Below are 18581 nucleotides of genomic sequence, written 5' to 3'. Positions count from 1 at the left end.
GAGGCGTTCGGTCAGCTGAGGCGTTCGGTCAGTTGACCAGTCGGCGGGCCGCGATCAACTCGCGCAACTGCTGCCCACGGACCTTGCGGGGCCGGACCCGTTCGCGGCCGAGCTTGGCGCCGGCAAGCTCGGCGAGGATCTGCAGTCGGCGTCGATTCCGCTCGGGATCGAGCCGGTGCCCGGTGTTGGCCATGCCGCCGAGCGTGCCGACCGTCGCCGCGTTCGTCAAGCCCGGAATTCGCCCCCCGCTGGTCACCACAGTGGCCAGTCGCCGGTCGCCGCCCAGTGTGTGGCGAGCGCCACAGTTGTGATGCTCCAGCCGGCCGACATGGCGAGCGCGATGCCGGTCGCCACGCCCCGGTCGCCGACCCGGGCGAGCAGGATCGCGACGGTCCAGGCCAGCACGCCGCAGAGCAGCGTCGACAGGGCGTACCCGCGCAGGTCCTGGCCGATCAGGCCGGTCAGCAGCAGCCACAGCGCGGTGGCCAGCGCCCCGAGTGCGACGGCTCCCGGGCGTACCGGGTGCGGCTCCCGGTAGGTCGGCCGGGGCGGGGCCGGTGGCTGTGCGGGCATGGCCGGAAACATCCCCGGCGGGTACGGGTGCTGCCCACGTGGTGAACCCCAGCCGGCCACCGGCGGGTGCCAGCCGGCCGGCGCACCGGGCCAGCCCGGCGGGCTGGTCGGTGCGGGTGACGGCCATTCGATCGGCCGGTCCGGCATCTCGTCCCTCCCTCCTGCGGCCGGGGCGGCGGCTCGCGTCGGTCCGCCACCGTGCCAAGTCAGCGTACCGACGGCGGCTGCCCGACCGCGCCCTGGCTCGATGTGGCAGAGTCACCGCGTGCGAGTGGCGGTGATCGGGCTGGGGCTGATCGGCGGCTCGGCGCTGCGCGCGTTCGCCGCCGCCGGACACCGGGTTTTCGGGTACGACGCCGATCCTGCGACCCGGGCCACCGCGCGTACCGCCGCCGCGCGGGCCGCACCCGACGCGCGCTGGCAGGTCGCCCCGACGGTACGGGACACGGTGGCCGACGCCGATCTGGTGCTGTTGGCGGTGCCGCTGCCGGCGGTGGGTCCGGTGCTCGACGAGATCGCCGCGGTCGGCTACTCCGGGCTGGTCACCGACGTCACCTCGGTCAAGGAACCGGTGCGGCGGCTGGTCGACCGGCGTCTGCACCGCCAGCACGACCGGACCGCCGGGTTCGTCGGCGGCCATCCGATGGCTGGTCGGGAGACTTCCGGGTTCACCTCCGCCGACCCGGAGCTGTTCACCGGCTGCGCCTGGGTGCTATGCCTGGAACCGCCGGTGACCTCGGTCGACGACTGGCTGACCATCGCGACAGCGGTGACCGGGCTGGGTGCCCGGGTGGTACCGGCCACCGCCGAGGAGCACGATCGGGCCGTCGCGGCGATCAGTCACGTACCGCATCTGCTCGCGACCGCGCTGGCCGCCAGCGCGGTGACCGACCCGCTCGCCTGGTCGTTGGCGGCGGGGTCGTTCCGGGACGGCACCCGGGTGGCGGCCAGCCGGCCGGAGCTGGTCGCGGCGATGTGCGGCGGCAACGCCGGGGCGGTCCGGGCCGGCCTGGACGAGGTGCTGTCCACCCTGACGGCGGCCCGGGCGGCGCTGGACGCGGACGACCCGGTGCAGGCTCTGGTGCCGTGGCTGACCCCGGGCAGTTCGGCACGGGGAGGCTGGCCACCACAGCCGGGCCGGCCGCTGGAGCTGCCGGCCCGGCCGGACGCGCTGCTGCGGCTGGGGCGGGCCGGCGGTTGGGTCACCGCCGTGGCCGACGACCGGCGTACCGTGACAGCGGTCCGGCCGGCACCGGTCGACTGACCCGGGCTAACTGACCCGGGCTGGCTGGTCGGCTGGTCGACTGACCCGGGCAGACCGGCCGACGGTGGGCCGAACTGTCTGCCGGCGGCTCAAACCTGTTCGCCCCGGTCCAGCCGGATCACCCGGCGGTCGGTGACGACGGCGGTCACCAGGTCGGCGGGCGTCACGTCGAAGGCGGGATTGACCGCGCCGGCCCCGGCCGGCGTGGTCCGGGTCGCGACGAAACTGACCACCTCGGCGGACCCCCGGTCCTCGATTTCGACCTGTGCGCCGGTGGCGGTCGCCGGATCCACCGTCGATTCGGGAGCGACCACCACGAACGGCAGCCCGGCCCGGCGGGCGCCGAGCGCATGGGCGTACGTGCCGATCTTGTTGATCGTGTCGCCGTTCGCGCAGATCCGGTCGGCGCCCACGACGACCGCGTCGACCAGGCCACGGGCCATCAGGAACGGCCCGGCCCCGTCGACGGCGACCCGGAAGTCGACCCCGGCCCGGTCGAGTTCCCAGGCGGTCAGCCGGGCACCCTGCAGCAGCGGCCGGGTCTCACTGGCGATCACCGACTCCAGCCCGCCGCGCCGGTGCAGTTCGACGACGACCCCGAGCGCGGTTCCTCCGGTGACCGTGGCCAGCGCACCGGTGTTGCAGTGGGTCAGCAGCCGGCACCGGGGCGGACAGAGCTGCCCGAGCAGGTCGGCCCCGAGCCGGGCCATCGCCACCGACGCCGCCTCCTCCTCGTCGCGCAGGGCCACCGCTTCGGCGAGTACGGCCGACGGGCTCTCCGCGAGCCGGGCCGCCGCCCGGTCGACGCCCCGGGCGAGGTTGACCGCGGTCGGCCGGGCGGTACGCAGCCGTTCGACGGCGTCGGCCAGTCGTTGCGGCTCGTCGTGGTGCAGCCGCGCGGCCAGCGCCACCCCGAGGGCACCGGCCACGCCGAGCGCCGGCGCGCCGCGAACCGCCAGGGACCGGATCGCGTCGACCACCGTCTCGACGGTGGACAGCCGCAGTACGGTGGTCCGGTCGGGCAACGCGGTCTGGTCGATGATCTCGATGGCGTCGTCGACCCAGTCGATGGTCCGCATGCGACGACCTTAGTCGGCTCCGGCCGGGCGACAGTACCGCCGAAGGGGCCTATGGTGACCGGTGTGAGCAATGCCCGGGACCCGATCGTCGACCTTCGTCGGATCGCTTTCCTGCTGGAGCGGGCCAACGAGGCGACCTACCGGGTACGCGCGTTCCGGTCCGCCGCCACGGCACTGGCCGGACTGCCCGCCGCCGAGTTGTCGCAGCGGGCTGATGCCGGCACGTTGACCGAGCTCGCCGGGGTAGGCGAGGTGACTGCCCGGTGTGTGGCCGAGTCGCTGGCCGGCGAGGAGCCGGTCTATCTGCGCCGGCTGCTGGCTACCGAGGGCACCGACCTGGACGAGGCGGCGGCGGCACTGCGCGCCGCGCTGCGCGGCGACTGCCACACCCACTCGGACTGGTCCGACGGCGGTTCGCCGATCGAGGAGATGGCGTTGGCCGCGGTCGAGCTGGGCCACGAGTACCTGGTGCTGACCGATCATTCGCCCCGGCTCACGGTCGCCCGCGGGTTGACTGCCGCCCGTCTGCAGCGCCAACTCGACCACGTCGCGGCGCTCAACGCCGCCCTGCCGGAGGGGTTCCGGATCCTGACCGGCATCGAGGTGGACATCCTGCCGGACGGCTCCCTCGACCAGTCCGACGAACTGCTCGACCGGCTCGACGTGGTGGTCGGCTCGGTGCACGCCAATCTGCGTGACGACCGGGCGCGGATGACCCGGCGGATGCTGACCGCGGTCACCAACCCTCGGCTGGACATCCTCGGTCACTGCACCGGTCGGATGGTGACGTCGCGGCCGCCGGGGGTGACCGGACCCGGCGACCGCGGCCACCGACGGCGGTCCCGGCCGCCGAGTGACTTCGACGCCGAAGCGGTCTTTGCCGCCTGCGCCGAGCACGGCAAGGCCGTCGAGATCAACTCCCGGCCGGAGCGGCAGGACCCGCCGAAGCGGCTGATCCGGCTAGCGGTCGAGACCGGCTGCCTGTTCGCCATCGACACCGACGCCCACGCGCCGGGTCAGCTCGACTGGCAGCGGTTCGGGTGCGCCCGGGCCGCGCTCTGCGGTGTCGATGCCGACCGGGTGGTCAACACCTGGTCGGCCCGGCGACTGGTCGACTGGGCCGCCGCCCATCACTGAACCGCTGTCCGGCAGCGGGCCGCCGGACAGCAGCGGGCCGCTGTCCGGGACCGTGCCGCCGGGCAGCGGACCGGAGCGGGCCGGTCGGGGGCAGCCCGGTGCCCTGTGCAAGGGCCACCCCGGCCAGCACGATCAGCGCCCCGACCGGCTGGTGCCAGACCAGCCGCTCGCCGAGGACCGACACCCCTGCGGCGACCGCGACGACCGGCACGACATAGGTGACGGTGGCCGCCGTACTGGCCCCGACCAGCCGGATGTTGCGCATGTGGATCACGAAGGCCAGGCCGGTGCCGACCGCCCCAAGAATCAGCACGCTCACGATCACCGCCGGAGAGAGCCGGGTCGGTGTCGGCGGGGCCCCGGCGACGATCGGTGCGACGACGGCCAACTGGCCGGTGGCCAGGATCAGCTGGGTCGCGGCGAGCGCGACGCCGCTGTCCGACCGGCCGGCAACGAACCGCTTCTGGTACGGGATCGTCGCGCCGTAGCAGGCGGCCGCGCCGAGACACATCAACTGCCCGGCGAACTGCCCCCCGCCGACGCCCTGCCAGACCCCGAGCACCACCAGCACGCCGACGAAGCCCAACCCGGTGCCGGCCAGCCGGCGGGCCGTCATTGCCTCGGTGCGGAACACCAGCGCCGCCAACGGCAGGGCGATCAGCGGGGTGGTGGCGTTCCAGATGCCGGCGAGCAGCGACGGGATCCGCTGCTCCCCGTACCCGATGAGGGTGAACGGCAGGGCGACCCCGACCGCCGCGACAACGCACTGGTGCAGCCACAGCCACGGATCCCGGGGCAGCCGGTCGCCAACCAGTGGCAACACGATCAGCAGGGTGAGCGCACCGGCGGCGACCCGGGCCAGGGTCACGTGGATCGGATGCAGCTCGGCGACCCCGATCTTGATCAGCAGGAAACTGGTGCCCCAGATGCCGGCGAGCAGCAGGAAGCCGGGCAGCCAGCTGGCGAGCCGGGGACCGGGTGGTGGGCCGGCCGAACCGGGTTCCTGCATTCCCGTTCCCCCCTTTCGGATGCGCCGGCCCCGCCGACCTGCCGCGTAGGGTCATCAGCATGGGACGTGTGGATGACATCAGCAACAGCTTTGTCGAGCGGTGGGCGCGGCTGAATCCGATCGGAGCCACCTACATCGGCGTCGACGGGCACGACGACCAGCTCGACGACCTGTCGCCGGACGGGTATGCCGAACGCGCCGCCCTGACCCGCGACACGTTGCGGCAGCTCGATGTCGCCGACCCGGAGTCGGAGGCCGAGCGGGTGGCCCGGGACGCGATGGCGGAGCGGCTCGGCCTGGAGCTGGCCCGCTACGAGGCGGGCGAGGAGACCAGCGAGCTGAGCGTCATCACCAGCGGTCTGCACCATCTGCGCCAGGTCTTCGACCTGATGCCGACCGAGGGCACCGATGCGATGGCCAACATCGCCGCCCGGCTGGACAATTATCCACAGGCTCTGGACCAGGTACGGGTCACCCTGCTGGACGCGGCCCGGGCCGGGCACGTGGCCCCCCGGGCGCAGATGCTCAAGGTCGCCGACCAGTGTGACGTCTGGACCGACCCGGAAGCGGACGACTTCTTCCACGCCCTGGTCGGCCGGCTGTCCGCTCCGGCCACCCTCACCGCGGACCTGCGCCGCGCGGCCTCGGCGGCCACCGCGGCGACCATCGCGTTCGGCCGGTTCCTGCGTACCGAGCTGGCCCCGTTGGGGCGGGACACCGAGGCCGCCGGACGGGACCGCTACGAGCTCGCCTCCCAGTACTTTCTGGGCGCGCGGATCGACCTGGACGAGACGTACGCCTGGGGCTTCTTCGAGTTGGATCGCATCGAGCAGGAGATGCGCCGGGTCGCCGCCGAGATCGCCGGGCGCGGCGCCAGCATCGACGACGCGGTACGCGCCCTGGACGCCGACCCGGCGCGGACCATCGCCGGTGGTGAGGCGTTCCGCGACTGGATGCAGGCGTTGGCCGACAGGGCCATTGAGGAGCTGCACGGCTCCCATTTCGACATTCCGCAGCAGATCCGGCGGATCGAGTGCTGCCTCGCACCGACCAGTGATGGCGGCATCTACTACACCGGGCCGAGTGAGGACTTCTCCCGACCGGGCCGGATGTGGTGGGCGGTGCCGCACGGGCTGACCGAGTTCTCGACCTGGCGGGAGGTGACCACCGTCTACCACGAAGGGGTGCCCGGACATCATCTGCAGATCGGTCAGACGCAGGTCCGTGCCGATCTGCTCAACCGCTGGCAGCGGCTGCTCTGCTGGTGTTCCGGGCACAGCGAAGGCTGGGCGCTGTACGCGGAACGGCTGATGGACGAGCTGGGCTACCTGGCCGACCCCGGTGACCGGCTCGGCATGCTGGACGGGCAGGCGCTGCGGGCGGCCCGGGTGATCGTGGACATCGGCCTGCACCTGCAGTTGACCATCCCGCCGAACTCGTTCAACTTCCATCCCGGCGAGCGGTGGACTCCGGAGCTGGCGTGGCAGTTCCTGCGGGCGCACTGCCAACTGCCGGACGAGATTCTCCGGTTCGAACTGGACCGTTATCTCGGCTGGCCGGGGCAGGCGGCGGCGTACAAGGTCGGGGAGCGGATCTGGCTGCAGGCCCGAGCCGACGCCCAGGCCCGCAAGGGTGCCGCCTTCAACCTCAAGGAGTTCCATCAGGCAGCACTGAACCTGGGCGTACTCGGGCTCGACCCGCTGCGGTCCGCGCTGGCCCGGATCTGACCGCCCGCCCGGCGGGCCGTGCCGGGCCCGGAGCCGGGCTCAGCCGAGTGCGGCCGTCAGGTCCCGGCAGGCCTGCTCGCACCGGCGGCAGGCTTCGGCGCAGACCTGGCAGTGCTCGTGCTCGCTGGCGTGTGCCTGGCACTCCTCGCCGCACGAACGGCACGCCTGGATGCATGCCTGCAGCATCACCCGGGTGGTGTTCGCGTCGTAGCCGGTGTGTCGGGAGAGCACCCGGCCAGTGGTGGCACAGATGTCGGCGCAGTCGAGGTTGGTGCGGATGCACTTGACCAGTTCGGCGACCATGTCCTCGCTCAGGCACGCATCGGCGCAGGCGGTGCAGGCCTGAGCGCAGTCGAAGCAGGCATCGATGCAGTCGGCGAGTGCCCGCTGGTCGACGTGTCCCAGATCGAGCGGATAGGTTTCCAGCATCTCGGTTGCTTGCGTCATCGTGACCTCCACAGGTGTGACCGTTTGAGGTCGGGTACCCGCTGCCCGGCCCGACTAACACCGTCCCGATCCGCACCGGCCCGACTCAGTCGGGCAGCCGCAGCGCCGCCCAGACGGTCTTGCCGTCGGCGAATCCGGCGTAGCCCCAGTCGCTGGCGAGCGCCTCGATGATGGCCAGCCCTCGACCACGGCCGGGTGCCGGCCCGGGCCGGGGCCCGGTGGCCGGTCGGGGCAGCTCGACAGCGCGGTCGCGGACGCTGATCCGGATCGCTCCGGCCTGCCGGGTGGTGGTGACGTCCAGCTCGGTGCCGGCGTGTTCGACCGCGTTGCTGACCAGCTCGGAACCGATCACCATCGCCTCGTCGACCAGCGTGGTCAGCTGCCACGAGCGGCAGGCTCCGCCGATCAGCCGACGGGCCTCTCCCGGTGAGCGCGGGTGTGGGGGCAGGTACTCGTGCCAGCGGTACGGGGACCTCGGTGCTGATTCGACCAGTTTGGTGGCGTCGATCACGCTGTCCTGCACGCTCACCAGACCGCTGATGCTGTGCCTGGCGAGCCGACCGGTGGGTGAGTCTGGCCGGGCGCACAGGTGCACCACCGGACGGTGGCTGGCGTCGCCGCCCTGGACGATGGCGAAGACCCGCAGTCCGATCGGGCTGGCCACGGTCACCTCGTCCAGCTCGACGAGCAGCGCCAACGGCTCTTCCAGGAGGCAGCGGCGCAGCACCGGGGCGAGCCGGACCAGTTCAGTGTCGGTCAACGCGCCAGTCAGCCGGACCCGGGTGACGCCACTGGCGAAGTCGCGCACCACCAGCCAGGTGAGGGTGTTCACCCGTGGTTCCCGTTGTCTGGTCTACCACCGTAGACGGTTCCCGCGTGGTCCTGCGGCGCGATTCCCAGCAGCGGCGCGACTCCGGTCACCCGCAGCACCCGGGCGACGATCGGCTGCGGGTTGCGGACGATCAGGATCTGGCCCTGACCGGCGGCCGCGTGGTGCGCGTCGACCAGCTCCTTGACCGCACTCGAATCGATCAGGGTGACGGCGTCCAGGTCGACGACGATCCAGGTCGCCTGCTGCCGGTCGACCACGCGGACAGCGGCGCTGAGCTCTCCGGTGGCGGTCATGTCCAGCTCACCGGAGGCTTCGATGACGCAGTGCCCGGCTTCGGGTGAGGGCACCCGGATCTCGTGCATGCTGGTCTCCGTCTGGCGGGTCGCGACTCCGACCTGCGGTGGCGCCCGTGGGCCCGCGCGGCGGAGTTGGGCTGCTCGAAGCGCCCAGCCTACGCGACGCCGCCTGCCTGCTGGGGACAGACCGGGAGACCCCCGACCCGGGGTAGCGCACAACCTAGTCGATCATCACACTAGGTGAGAAATCGTTGACTGAATTCGACATCGGTCGATACGATCCGGGCGCCGTGGGACCAGTGTTCCCAAGTTTCACGAGGAGTCCCCATGCCCGTACTCGCCCGCCTGCCGGAGATCGTCCCCACGCTGTTCCGCGTGGTGGTCGGTCTGCTGTTCACACTGCGCGGTGCCGCCTCGATCTTCGGGATCTTCGGCGGCTTCCGAGGCACCGGTGAGGCAATGGAGATCGGCGTCTGGCCCGGGTGGTGGGCCGCGCTGATCCAGCTCGTCGGCGGTCTGTTGGTCCTCGCCGGACTCGGCACCCGGGTGGCCGCCGTCATCTGCTCCGGATCGATGGCGTACGCCTACTTCGTGGTCCATCAGCCGGATGCACTGCTCCCGCAGAACAACGGCGGCGAACTCGCCGCGCTGTTCTGCTGGGCGTTTCTGCTGGTGGCCGCGCTGGGGCCAGGCCGGTACTCGCTCGACGCCATGTTGAGTCGACGCCGTACGGCCGCCGTTCCCGCCCCGGAGCCGGCGACCGTCTGACCACGCGGCGGTAGCCGGACCCCGGAAAGACGGGTACGGCCCGGCGGACCAGTCGAGGTCTGCCGGGCCGTACCGTTTCTCGGTGCTGCCTTCAGTGCCGAACCGGGCGGCTCACATCCGGGCGCACTGCCCGGACACCGGGCCCTGCACCGTGTTCACCCGGTCCTCGTCAACCGGCATCGGGCTGTTGCCCTGGCAGTGCAGCGGGCCGCGGATCGTGTTCCCCGCGACGACCACTGGCAACTCGTCGTGCTTGTTGTTGACCAGCCGGACCGGACCGGAGATGTCAGCGCCGTCCAGCCGCAGACCGCCGTCACCACCGGTCACCTCCAGCGGGCCCCGGATGGTCACCCCGGTCAGGGTCACCGCCCCGGTCGCCCGCAGCAGGGCCAGCGGCCCGGAGACGCTCGTACCGGTGAAGCTGACCGCCGTCGGACGGTTCGCGGTGAGCGGACCGTTGATCGCACCGTCGGTGGCGATCAGCGTCGCACCGGGACGGACCGTGACCGGACCGTTGACCGTCGCCGACTCCAGGCAGTAGGTCATCTCCGCCTTGACGATCAGTCCACCGTCGTGCGTGCCGGTGACCGTCACGTCACAGGTCGGCTCGGGCTGGCCGATCGCCGACCGCGACTCGGTGTCCGCAGTGATCGGCGAGTTCTCGGCGAAGTACGCCACCAGCATGGTCAGGTCGTTGTCACCGGTGGTCGAGGTGTCCGTGCCGTCGGCCAGGGTGGTGAAGTTGTCGCCACCTGCGGCCAGGAACGAGTTGACCGTGACCCGGTAGGTCCCGGTCGGCGACACCGGCTGACCGTTGAGGGTCATCGAGGTGATCCGCTCGCCCTGCGGCAACGTCGGGTCGTACGTGTAGAAGAAGCCCTCCGACACGCCGAGCCACAGCAGCGGACGCGACGCCCCGGCCGGCTGCCACTGCTCCTCCAGCACCTGCTTGACCTGAGCACCCGTGTAGGTCCGGGTGACCATGTCGTTGGCGAACGGCTGGGTCGAGAACGCCTCCGCGAAGGTGATCACGCCGTCCTCGCCGTACAGCAGGTCGGCCCGCAGCCCGCCCGGGTTCATGAAGGCGATCTGCGCACCACCCCGACCCGGCTCCCGGGTTCCGGCGAGCTGCACGTCGGCGATGAAGTTGCCGAGCACCGACTCCTTGCCCCGGTCCTCGTTGCCGTTGGTGTACGCCCGGGTGATGTCGGCGGTGATCGAGCCCAGTGGCTGCTGGCCGAGCACCTCGGCGTTGGCCTTCGCCGCCGCCACGATGTCGGCGACCTCCTGGTTGACCGGCGCGCCGACCACGTCGACGATCTCGACCGTGTCCGTCTCGACCGTCCCCGCCTCGACGTCCACCTGCAGCACGATCCGGCCGAGCTTCTTGCCGTAGTCCTCGGCCTGCAGCACCGGCCGGGTCTCGTCGGTGCCGGGCACCGGCACCTCGAAGGCGTACGGCTGGTGGGTGTGCCCGCTGAAGATGACGTCGATCTCCGGAACGGTCCGGGTGTACGGCCCGAACACCGGGTCGCTCATCAGCGCCTCGGGCGAGTCGATGTTCTCGGTGGCCGCGCCCTCGTGGGTGAGCAGCACCACCACGTCCGCCTCGCCGTTGCTCTCGTCGCCGTCCTTGAGCTGGGTGGCGACCAGGTCGGCCTCGGCCGCCGCCGGGCGGAAGGTGATCCCGGCGATACCGTCCGGGCTGACCATCACCGCGGTCTGTTCGGTGACCACCCCGATGTAGCCGACCCGGATCCCGCCGATCTCCTGCACGTGGTACGCCGGCAGCGCCCGCTCGTCATCGCGGTACACGTTGGCGCCGAGCTGCGGGAAGTCCGAACGCGGGATCACCCGGTCGGTCAGATCCGCCATGCCCTTGTCGAACTCGTGGTTGCCGACCGCGGTCACGTCGAGACGGGCGGCGTTGAGCACGTCGAGGGTCGGGTTGTCGTCGTCGATCGCCGAAACGAACGTGGACGCGCCGATGTTGTCACCGGCCGAGACGAACACCGTGTTCGGGTTGGTCGCCCGGTACTGGTCGACCAACCCGGCCACCTGGGCCGCACCGCCGACCGGCTGACCGTCGACCGTACCGACGGATTCGAGCCGGCCGTGGAAGTCGTTGATCCCCAGGAGCTGCAGCTCGACCGGCCCGTCGGCACCGGTGTCCAGCCCGATGACCATCGGGTTGTGGTCGCTGGCCCGGAACGGGCCCGGGTCGAAGAAGGTCGGGAAGCCGTTGTACTGGAAGGCGTACGACTCGACCGCGTTGATCTGCCAGACGTCGGCCCCGGTGACCCGGGCGGCCAGCGACGGCGAGGCCAGCGCGTGGTCCAGCGAACCCGACTCACCGGCGAACACGTAGGTGCTACGTCCGGTGTCGTTCAGGTTGACGTAGTCAGCGTCGTAGAGGGCCCGCATCGGGTCCTCCTGGGTGTACGAGTTGAAGTCGCCCAGCAGCAGTACGTCGTCGCTGCCACTGTCGGCCACCAGATCGTCGACGAAGTCGGCCAGCGCGGCGGCCTGCCGGGTCCGGTCACCGTTGTACGCACCCTGCCCGTCACCGGTGTCGACGTTGTCGCCGGTCGGCGGCGTCGAGGTGCTCTTCGACTTGAAGTGGTTCGCCACCACGGTGAAGGTCAGCTCGTCGGCGGTGAACGTCTGCGCGATCGGCTCCCGCGCGTTGAACCAGACGCTCTCGTCGTCGACCGACCGGGACGGCCCGACCGGGGTCACCGCGGCCGGCTTGAAGATGATCGCGTTGCTGATGAAGTCCTGCTGGGCGGCGCCCGGCAGGTCCGCCGGGGAGCGGACGTAGTCCCAGGTCCCGGCACCGTCGGCGGCGTTCAGCGCGCCGACCAGCCGGATGAGTGCCTTCTCCGGCTCGGCCGGTGCGAAACGCACCGAATTCTCGATCTCCTGCAGGCCGACCACGTGCGCGTCCAGCGCGGTGATCGCCGCGACGATCTTCGCCTCCTGCTTGGCCAGCGCGGCCTCGTCGGCCGCACCACGCGCGTCCCCACCGAAGTGGACGAAATAGTTCAGCACGTTGAAGCTGGCCACCCGGATGTCGCCACCGACCGGAGCCGGGGCGGCGGTACGCGGGTTCGTCACCTTGAACGTGGTCCGCTCGCTGGCCGGGGTGTCCGCACCGACCGGCAGGGTCGGTTGCAGCCGCCACTCGTCGAAGCCGTACGACAGCACACTCGGCCCGAACGCCTCGACCGAGTCACCGACCCGCAGCGGCTGGTCCGGCGAGACGTACGGCGGGGCGATGCCGGCGTCGGCCAGGTTGGTGGTGCGGCCGTCGTCGACCAGGATCCGGTTGAGCCGGTTGTCGGCGGCGATCTGCTCGGCCTGGGCGCTGCCCGGCTGCGCCACGTCGGTCGGGATGACCGCCGGGGCGTCACCAGCGGTCAGCACGACCTCGCCGTACCGGTTGGTGTTGTAGACCTCGGCGACGGCGAAGTCACCGACCGGGGCCACCAGCATCGACTCGACGGACTCCCGGTCGCCGGCGGCCAGCGGCAGGGTCAGCGCGACCGGGGTGGGCAGGGGATTGTCCCGGTCGCAGATCTGCACGTCGGTCCGCGCGCCGATGCTCACCTGGGTCAGTCCGAAGTACTCACCGGCGTTGCCGGTGACCCGCACCCGGTCACCGATCGCGACCCCCGGGTGGTTGGCCGGGTTGCTGGTCAGGTAGACGAAGACGCCGTCGCTGGCGGTGCCGGCGGCAACCGTACGGGACCCGCCGGTGCCGGCGGTCTGCAGGTGGAGGCCGTTGTAGCCGCCGACACGGTGGTCGGCAACGACGATGCCCTCGACGGTCACCTCGGTGCCGGCCAGCGGCGTGCTGTCACCGGTGCCCTGCACCTGGGCGATGTCGTGCGTCACCGTGACGTCGCAGCCCAGCTCGGGGTCGGGGTCCGGGTCGACACCACCGGTGCCGTTACGGACGCCGAAGGTGTTCGCCGCCGGCTGCCGCCAGTCGCCGTCGACCTTCTGCAACGAGTGCCCGACCGGGGTGTCGGAGGCCTCCGCGACACCGATGTCGACACTGGTCGTGCCGTCGGCGGGGCCGCCGGCCGCGGTCAGGGTGCCTTCGTAGCTGAGGAACTCGACCACGGAGCCGGCCGGGTCGACCAGGGCCACCCCGTCCGGGGACCCGTTCTGGATGCCGTTGGCGGGGTATTCGGCGACGACCACGCCGGCAGCGGTGACGGTGCCCGCCAGGGTACTGGTGTCGTATACGGTTCCGTTGCTCCCGTTGTAGAGGACGATCTGCCAGCCGGTCAGGTCGAATTCGGCCGGGGCCTCGATCTCGATCGCCTCGCCGGTGTCGGTGCCGGCGTTGTCGTAGTGGATCTCGCTGATGAATGGGTCACCGGCAGCCGGTGCAGCCATGGCGGCGGCACTGCCGGGCACGCTGAGCGCGCCGGCCCCCACGACCGCGGTGATGAGTTTCCAGGTGGCTATGCGTCTGTGCTGGCGCATGTAGGCGTTCCTCCGGTCAGAGGGTGAGTCAAGTAAATCTAGGAGACGCGGGTTTCGAAGCACAGACGGGCCGGTGGTGACCCGTTAAACATTCGGGTCCCGTTACCCCTTCGTGACAAGGGACGGTTCGGCGACACCCCAGGTCAGGACATCGATCGTTCATCTCGACGTCGCCGGCAGGTCGCACACGCGTTCGCGGACGGTCCCGGTCCGCTGCATACCGTCCCGGTGCCAGCGATGCCGTCCAGCCCGGACCGCCCTGGCAGATCCGGTCCGGACGTCGCGCACGACATGGCACCGGACCGGGCGGCCCGCTTCCGACCGAGCGAGGATCGACATGTCAATCGACCATGACAGCCACGTCCACAGCGACCCGGACGACATCAGCTCGAACACCTCCGGCAACCGTCCGTTCCGTGAGGTGCTCGCCGCCCGCGCCGGCCGCCGCGACATCGTCCGCAACGGTACGGTGATCGCCGCCGCGGCCTTCCTCGGCGCGGCCGGCGGCGCACTCGGCACCGACGCGCCGGCCAGCGCCGGCGGCCACGGGCACGGCCACGGCAAGGGCAGGCCCGGCCGGCGTGGCCTGCTCGGCTTCGACCCGGTCCTGCCCAACACCGACGACGCCATCACCGTCCCGCCGGGCTACACCGCCGACGTGCTCATCCCATGGGGCACCCCGCTGCACAGCCGGGGCCCGGCCTGGCGCAAAGACGCCACGAACACCGCCGCCGAACAGGCCGAGCAGGTGGGCAGCCACCACGACGGCATGCACTTCTTCCCGCTGGGTCGCGGCCCGCTGGGCAGCCGCCGCGGCCTGCTGGTGCTCAACCACGAGTACGTCGACCGGACCCTGCTCTACCCCGACGGCGACGCGGAGATGACCCGGGACAAGGTTGACAAGGCGCTCGCCGGTCACGGGGTCAGCGTCGTGGAGGTGGAGCTGTCGCGGGGCCGGTGGCGCAACGTCGACTCGCGGTTCAACCGTCGGGTCACCGGCACCACGCCGGTCGCCTTCTCCGGCCCGGTGTCCGGCCGGCACCCGGCGCTACGGGCGGACAACCCACCGATGGGTACGTTGAACAACTGCTCGCACGGGGCCACCCCGTGGGGCACCTACGTGGCCTGCGAGGAGAACTGGAACGGCTACTTCGGCACCGAGGACCCGCAGTGGTCGCCGACGCCGGAGCAGGCCCGGTACGGGGTCAACGCCGCCGGGTTCGGCTACCGCTGGCACCTGGCCGACCCGCGCTTCGACGTGGCGCGCAACCCCAACGAGCTGAACCGCTTCGGGTGGCTGGTGGAAATCGACCCGATGAACCCCCGCTCGACCCCGGTGAAGCGGACCGCCCTCGGTCGGTTCAAGCACGAAGGTGCCACCTTCTGGGAGTCGCGCGGTCGGGTCGTCGTCTACAGCGGCGACGACCAGGACGGTGACTACCTCTACAAGTTCGTCGGCGACGGTCCGTGGCGGATGCAGCGGGCGTTGGGCCGCAGCCCGCTGGACCACGGCACGCTCTACGTCGCCCGGTTCGACGACGACGGCAAGGGCGTCTGGCTGCCACTGAAGCACGGCAAGGGGCCGTTGACCAGGGCGAACGGTTGGCACGACCAGGCCGATGTGCTGCTGCGTACCCGGGAGGCGGCCGACGCGGTCGGCGCCACCCCGCTGGACCGTCCGGAGTGGGTGGCGGTCAATCCGAAGAACAACGACGTCTACCTGACCCTGACCAACGGCACCGGCTGGCCCGGTGCGGTCAACCCGCGTACCCCGAACCCGTACGGGCACATCGTCCGGTGGCGCGAGCGCGGCCGCGACAACACCGCGACCAGCTTCGAGTGGGACGTGTTCATGCTGGCCGGTGACCCGGCGTACGACCCGCAGGTGCAGCTCGACGAGACAAACATCTTCGGCTCGCCGGACGGGATCTGGTTCGACGGCGACGGGCGGCTGTGGATCCAGACCGACGTGTCGAACTCGACGCAGAACCGCGCGGACCGGGGCCACGACAATATCGGCAACAACGCGATGCTGGCCGCCGACCCGCGTACCGGGGAGGTCCGGCGGTTCCTGGTCGGCCCACGCGGCGCGGAGATCACCGGGGTGGTCACCACCCCGGACCAGCGAACCATGTTCATCAACGTGCAGCATCCGGGTGAGTCCACGACGTACTGGGGCAGTCCGACGCCGGAGGACCCGCGAGCGGTGAGCAACTGGCCCGACTTCGACCCGGCCGGCCGACCCCGGTCGGCGACGGTGGTCATCCGCAAGGCCGATGGCGGCGTCATCGGTACCTGACCGCCCGCTGTCCACCCCTGCTCATCATCCGAGCCCGACGTACGGGCTCCGGGAGCCGCGGCCGATCTCGCCGACCGGTCGCGGCTCCCGTCGTATCCCGCCAAGGCATCTTTTCTCGACGATATCGGAGCCCAGACATGCGTACCCGAAGAAGTCCGGCGGTGCTGGTCACCACCGCCGCCACCGCAGCCGTCCTCTGCGCCACCGTCGCGCTGACCGTTGTGGCCCCCGGCGGCGCGGCGGCCGGTCACCGCGATGACAGGCCCGGCTGGCCCGGATCCGCCGTTTTCGACCGCACCGCGACGTACCCTGTGTTCCACAACCGACCAGCCGGTGAGGACCCGACCGCCGAGACCGTCGCGGAGATCTCCACGGTCAGCCCGGACGGCCGGACGATGATCTACACCGACGCCGCCGGGCGGCGGGTCGGCTTCCTCGACATCACCGACCCACGGAACCCCCGCGGTCTCGGCACCCTCTCGCTGGCCACGCTCGGCAACGCCGAGGACGAACCGACCTCGGTCGCGGTGGTCGACCGGTACGTGCTGATCGTCGTCAACACCAGTGCCAGCTACACCACTCCCTCCGGCCGACTCGACGTGGTCGACCTGGCCACCCGTACCAGGGTGCGCAGCATCCCACTCGGCGGGCAGCCCGACGCCATCGAGGTCAGCGACAACGGCCGCTACGCGGCGATCGCGATCGAGAACGAACGGGACGAGGAGGCCACCCCGCTCGGCGGCGACGAAGGCGACCTGCCGCAGCCGCCGGCCGGGTTCCTGCAGATCGTCGACCTGACCGGGCGCCACCCGGCAACCTGGTCGACCCGTACGGTGTCGCTGACCGCCGCCGACGGCAGCGCGCTGCCCGGTCTGGCCACCGCCGGGCTGGACACCCCGGCCGATCCGGAGCCGGAGTACGTGTCGATCAACGGTCGTGACCAGGTCGCGGTGACCCTGCAGGAGAACAACGGCGTGGTCCTGGTCGACCTGCGCAGCGGGCGGATCACCAAGGCGTTCGGCGCCGGGACCGCCACGGTGACCGGTATCGACACCGCCGACGACGGGGTGATCGACCTGACTGGCACGATCACCGACCTGCCCCGGGAACCGGACGCGGTGGCCTGGATCGACGACCGCTACCTGGCGACCGCGAACGAAGGGGACTGGAAGGGCGGCACCCGGGGCTGGTCGATCTTCGACAGCCGGACCGGCCGGGTGGTCTGGGACGCCGGCAACTCCTTTGAACACCTGGCGGTTCGCCACGGGCTGCACAACGACAACCGAGCCGACAACAAGGGCGCCGAGCCGGAGGGCATCGCGGTCGCCACGTTCGGCCGCACCCGGTACGCATTCGTCGGCTCCGAACGGAGCAACTTCGTCGCCGTCTACGACCTGACCAGGCCGACCAGGCCGGTGCTGCGTCAGGTGCTGGCGACGACCAACGGTCCGGAGGGGCTACTGCCGATCCCGTCCCGCGGGTTGCTCGCGGTCTCCAGCGAGGTCGACGACGCCGAGGCCGGAGTACGCGCTGCGGTAAACCTGTACCGGCTGGGTGCGGACACCCCGTCGTTCCCGACGCTGGTGTCGCAGACCAGCGGACGGGGCCCCGACCGGGCACCGATCGGCTGGGGCGGGCTCGGCGCGCTCACTGCCGTCCCCGGCGAGCGACACCAACTGTTCGCGGCAAGCGACGCCCTCTACTCGCCGACCCGGATCTACACCATCGACACCCGGCACAGCCCGGCGCGCATCGTCGACGATCTGGTGGTCCGCGACGCGTCCGGGAAGCCGGCCGGCTACGACGCCGAAGGCCTGTTCGCCCGGCCGCAGGGCGGGTTCTGGCTGGTCTCGGAGGGAGCGACCGGTGCCGCCAACCAGCTGGTCCGGCTGGACCGGTCGGGGGTGACCCGACAGGTCGTGTCGCTGCCCGACGAGGTGGCCGCCGGGCTCGGCAGCCAAGGGCTGGAGGGGGTGACCGCGCTCACCGACCGGCGAGGCCGGGAGCAGGTGTGGGTGGTGTTGCAGCGGGGCGTGGCCAGCGATCCGGCCGGGGTGGTCCGGCTCGGTCGTTACGACGTACCCGGCGGCACCTGGGCCTGGTTCGGATACCGGCTGGAGAGCACCGATGTCGCCGGCGACTGGATCGGCCTGTCCGAGATCGCCTCGGTCGGCGACGGCCGGCTCGCGGTGATCGAGCGGGACAAGCTCAGCGGGCCGGCCGCCCGGATCAAGCGGATCTACACGGTCGACCTACCGACCGGCGACCCGGCACCGGGTCTGCTGCCGGTGCTGCCGAAGCGGCTCGCGTACGACGTGCTGCCCGATCTGCAGGCCGGCAACGGGTGGACGCAGGAGAAGCTGGAAGGGCTCACCGTCGGCGGGGACCGGCAGGTCTACATAATCACCGACAACGACGGAGCCCAGGACGCCACCGGCGAGACGGTGTTCCTCCGGCTCGGCTCGGCCGATCGGGTGTTCGGTCGGGGTCGACGCTAGCCCGGCCCCGGGGTCGGGGGGGGGGGCAGTTTCGGTTCCTCCCCCCCCCCCCCGTCGGTCTTTTTTCTTCCTCCCCGTCTCCCCCGATTCTTTTTAGTAGAGCCTTTGTTTTTTCTTTTCCCCCCCCCCCCCCTCCCCCCCTCCCCCCCCCCCCC

At 71.4% G+C, this 18581-nt stretch carries 14 protein-coding genes; 6 read left to right on the top strand and 8 right to left on the bottom strand.

The window, feature by feature from the left end:
- Nucleotides 1-28 precede the first annotated feature (28 nt).
- Complete coding sequence (locus ACXAHD_RS18435) at nt 29-229, bottom strand: hypothetical protein (RefSeq protein WP_281552726.1); 201 nt, start codon at nt 227-229, stop codon at nt 29-31.
- Between the two features lie 23 nt (nt 230-252).
- Nucleotides 253-585: a hypothetical protein gene (locus ACXAHD_RS18430; protein ID WP_475051962.1), complete on the bottom strand. Its 333-nt coding sequence runs from the start codon at nt 583-585 to the stop codon at nt 253-255.
- Between ACXAHD_RS18430 and ACXAHD_RS18425 the strand changes: the two genes are divergently transcribed.
- The gene (locus ACXAHD_RS18425) at nt 572-1837 is read left to right on the top strand and encodes a prephenate dehydrogenase (protein ID WP_475051960.1); all 1266 of its coding nucleotides are present in this window, start codon (nt 572-574) and stop codon (nt 1835-1837) included. The genes ACXAHD_RS18430 and ACXAHD_RS18425 overlap by 14 nt on opposite strands.
- A gap of 89 nt (nt 1838-1926) precedes the next feature.
- On the opposite strand, the gene mtnA is transcribed toward ACXAHD_RS18425, so the two are convergent.
- The gene (mtnA, locus tag ACXAHD_RS18420) at nt 1927-2916 is read right to left on the bottom strand and encodes an S-methyl-5-thioribose-1-phosphate isomerase (protein WP_289211953.1); all 990 of its coding nucleotides are present in this window, start codon (nt 2914-2916) and stop codon (nt 1927-1929) included.
- Between the two features lie 63 nt (nt 2917-2979).
- Between mtnA and ACXAHD_RS18415 the strand changes: the two genes are divergently transcribed.
- Nucleotides 2980-4053: a PHP domain-containing protein gene (locus ACXAHD_RS18415; protein WP_475051958.1), complete on the top strand. Its 1074-nt coding sequence runs from the start codon at nt 2980-2982 to the stop codon at nt 4051-4053.
- Here ACXAHD_RS18415 and ACXAHD_RS18410 read toward each other — a convergent pair.
- Nucleotides 4001-5062 (bottom strand): DMT family transporter, encoded by a 1062-nt coding sequence (locus tag ACXAHD_RS18410; protein WP_475051955.1) that lies wholly within the window; start codon nt 5060-5062, stop codon nt 4001-4003. The genes ACXAHD_RS18415 and ACXAHD_RS18410 overlap by 53 nt on opposite strands.
- Nucleotides 5063-5121: 59 nt before the next feature.
- Between ACXAHD_RS18410 and ACXAHD_RS18405 the strand changes: the two genes are divergently transcribed.
- Nucleotides 5122-6789, top strand: coding sequence for a DUF885 domain-containing protein (locus ACXAHD_RS18405; protein ID WP_281552721.1), 1668 nt, complete (start codon nt 5122-5124; stop codon nt 6787-6789).
- 39 nt (nt 6790-6828) lie between these two features.
- Here ACXAHD_RS18405 and ACXAHD_RS18400 read toward each other — a convergent pair whose 3' ends face one another.
- The 3 genes from ACXAHD_RS18400 to ACXAHD_RS18390 form a co-directional block, all read right to left on the bottom strand.
- Nucleotides 6829-7236 carry a four-helix bundle copper-binding protein gene (locus ACXAHD_RS18400; RefSeq protein ID WP_281552720.1) on the bottom strand — a complete coding sequence of 136 codons (408 nt, stop codon included), beginning with the start codon at nt 7234-7236 and terminating at the stop codon, nt 6829-6831.
- A gap of 85 nt (nt 7237-7321) precedes the next feature.
- Nucleotides 7322-8068 (bottom strand): ATP-binding protein, encoded by a 747-nt coding sequence (locus tag ACXAHD_RS18395; protein WP_281552719.1) that lies wholly within the window; start codon nt 8066-8068, stop codon nt 7322-7324.
- Nucleotides 8065-8430, bottom strand: coding sequence for an STAS domain-containing protein (locus tag ACXAHD_RS18390; RefSeq protein WP_281552718.1), 366 nt, complete (start codon nt 8428-8430; stop codon nt 8065-8067). The genes ACXAHD_RS18395 and ACXAHD_RS18390 overlap by 4 nt, the downstream gene beginning before the upstream one ends.
- Before the next feature lie 261 nt (nt 8431-8691).
- On the opposite strand from ACXAHD_RS18390, the gene ACXAHD_RS18385 reads away from it, so the two are divergent.
- Entirely contained in the window at nt 8692-9132 is a 441-nt protein-coding gene (locus tag ACXAHD_RS18385; protein WP_281552717.1) for a DoxX family protein, read from the top strand.
- Nucleotides 9133-9243: 111 nt separating this feature from the next.
- Here the strand turns inward: ACXAHD_RS18385 and ACXAHD_RS18380 are convergent, their stop codons facing one another.
- On the bottom strand, nt 9244-13629 hold the full coding sequence (locus ACXAHD_RS18380) for an ExeM/NucH family extracellular endonuclease (protein WP_475051949.1): 4386 nt from the start codon (nt 13627-13629) through the stop codon (nt 9244-9246).
- A 337-nt stretch (nt 13630-13966) separates the two neighbouring features.
- Between ACXAHD_RS18380 and ACXAHD_RS18375 the strand changes: the two genes are divergently transcribed.
- Nucleotides 13967-15928 (top strand): PhoX family protein, encoded by a 1962-nt coding sequence (locus ACXAHD_RS18375; RefSeq protein ID WP_289211951.1) that lies wholly within the window; start codon nt 13967-13969, stop codon nt 15926-15928.
- 137 nt (nt 15929-16065) lie between these two features.
- The gene (locus ACXAHD_RS18370; RefSeq protein WP_289211950.1) at nt 16066-18426 is read left to right on the top strand and encodes an esterase-like activity of phytase family protein; all 2361 of its coding nucleotides are present in this window, start codon (nt 16066-16068) and stop codon (nt 18424-18426) included.
- The last annotated feature ends 155 nt before the right edge of the window (nt 18427-18581 follow it).

This window comes from Micromonospora sp. ABR4_055, from assembly GCF_056160425.1.
Note: the sequence above shows the minus strand (reverse complement) of the source record. Positions and strands in the feature narration are given on the sequence as shown.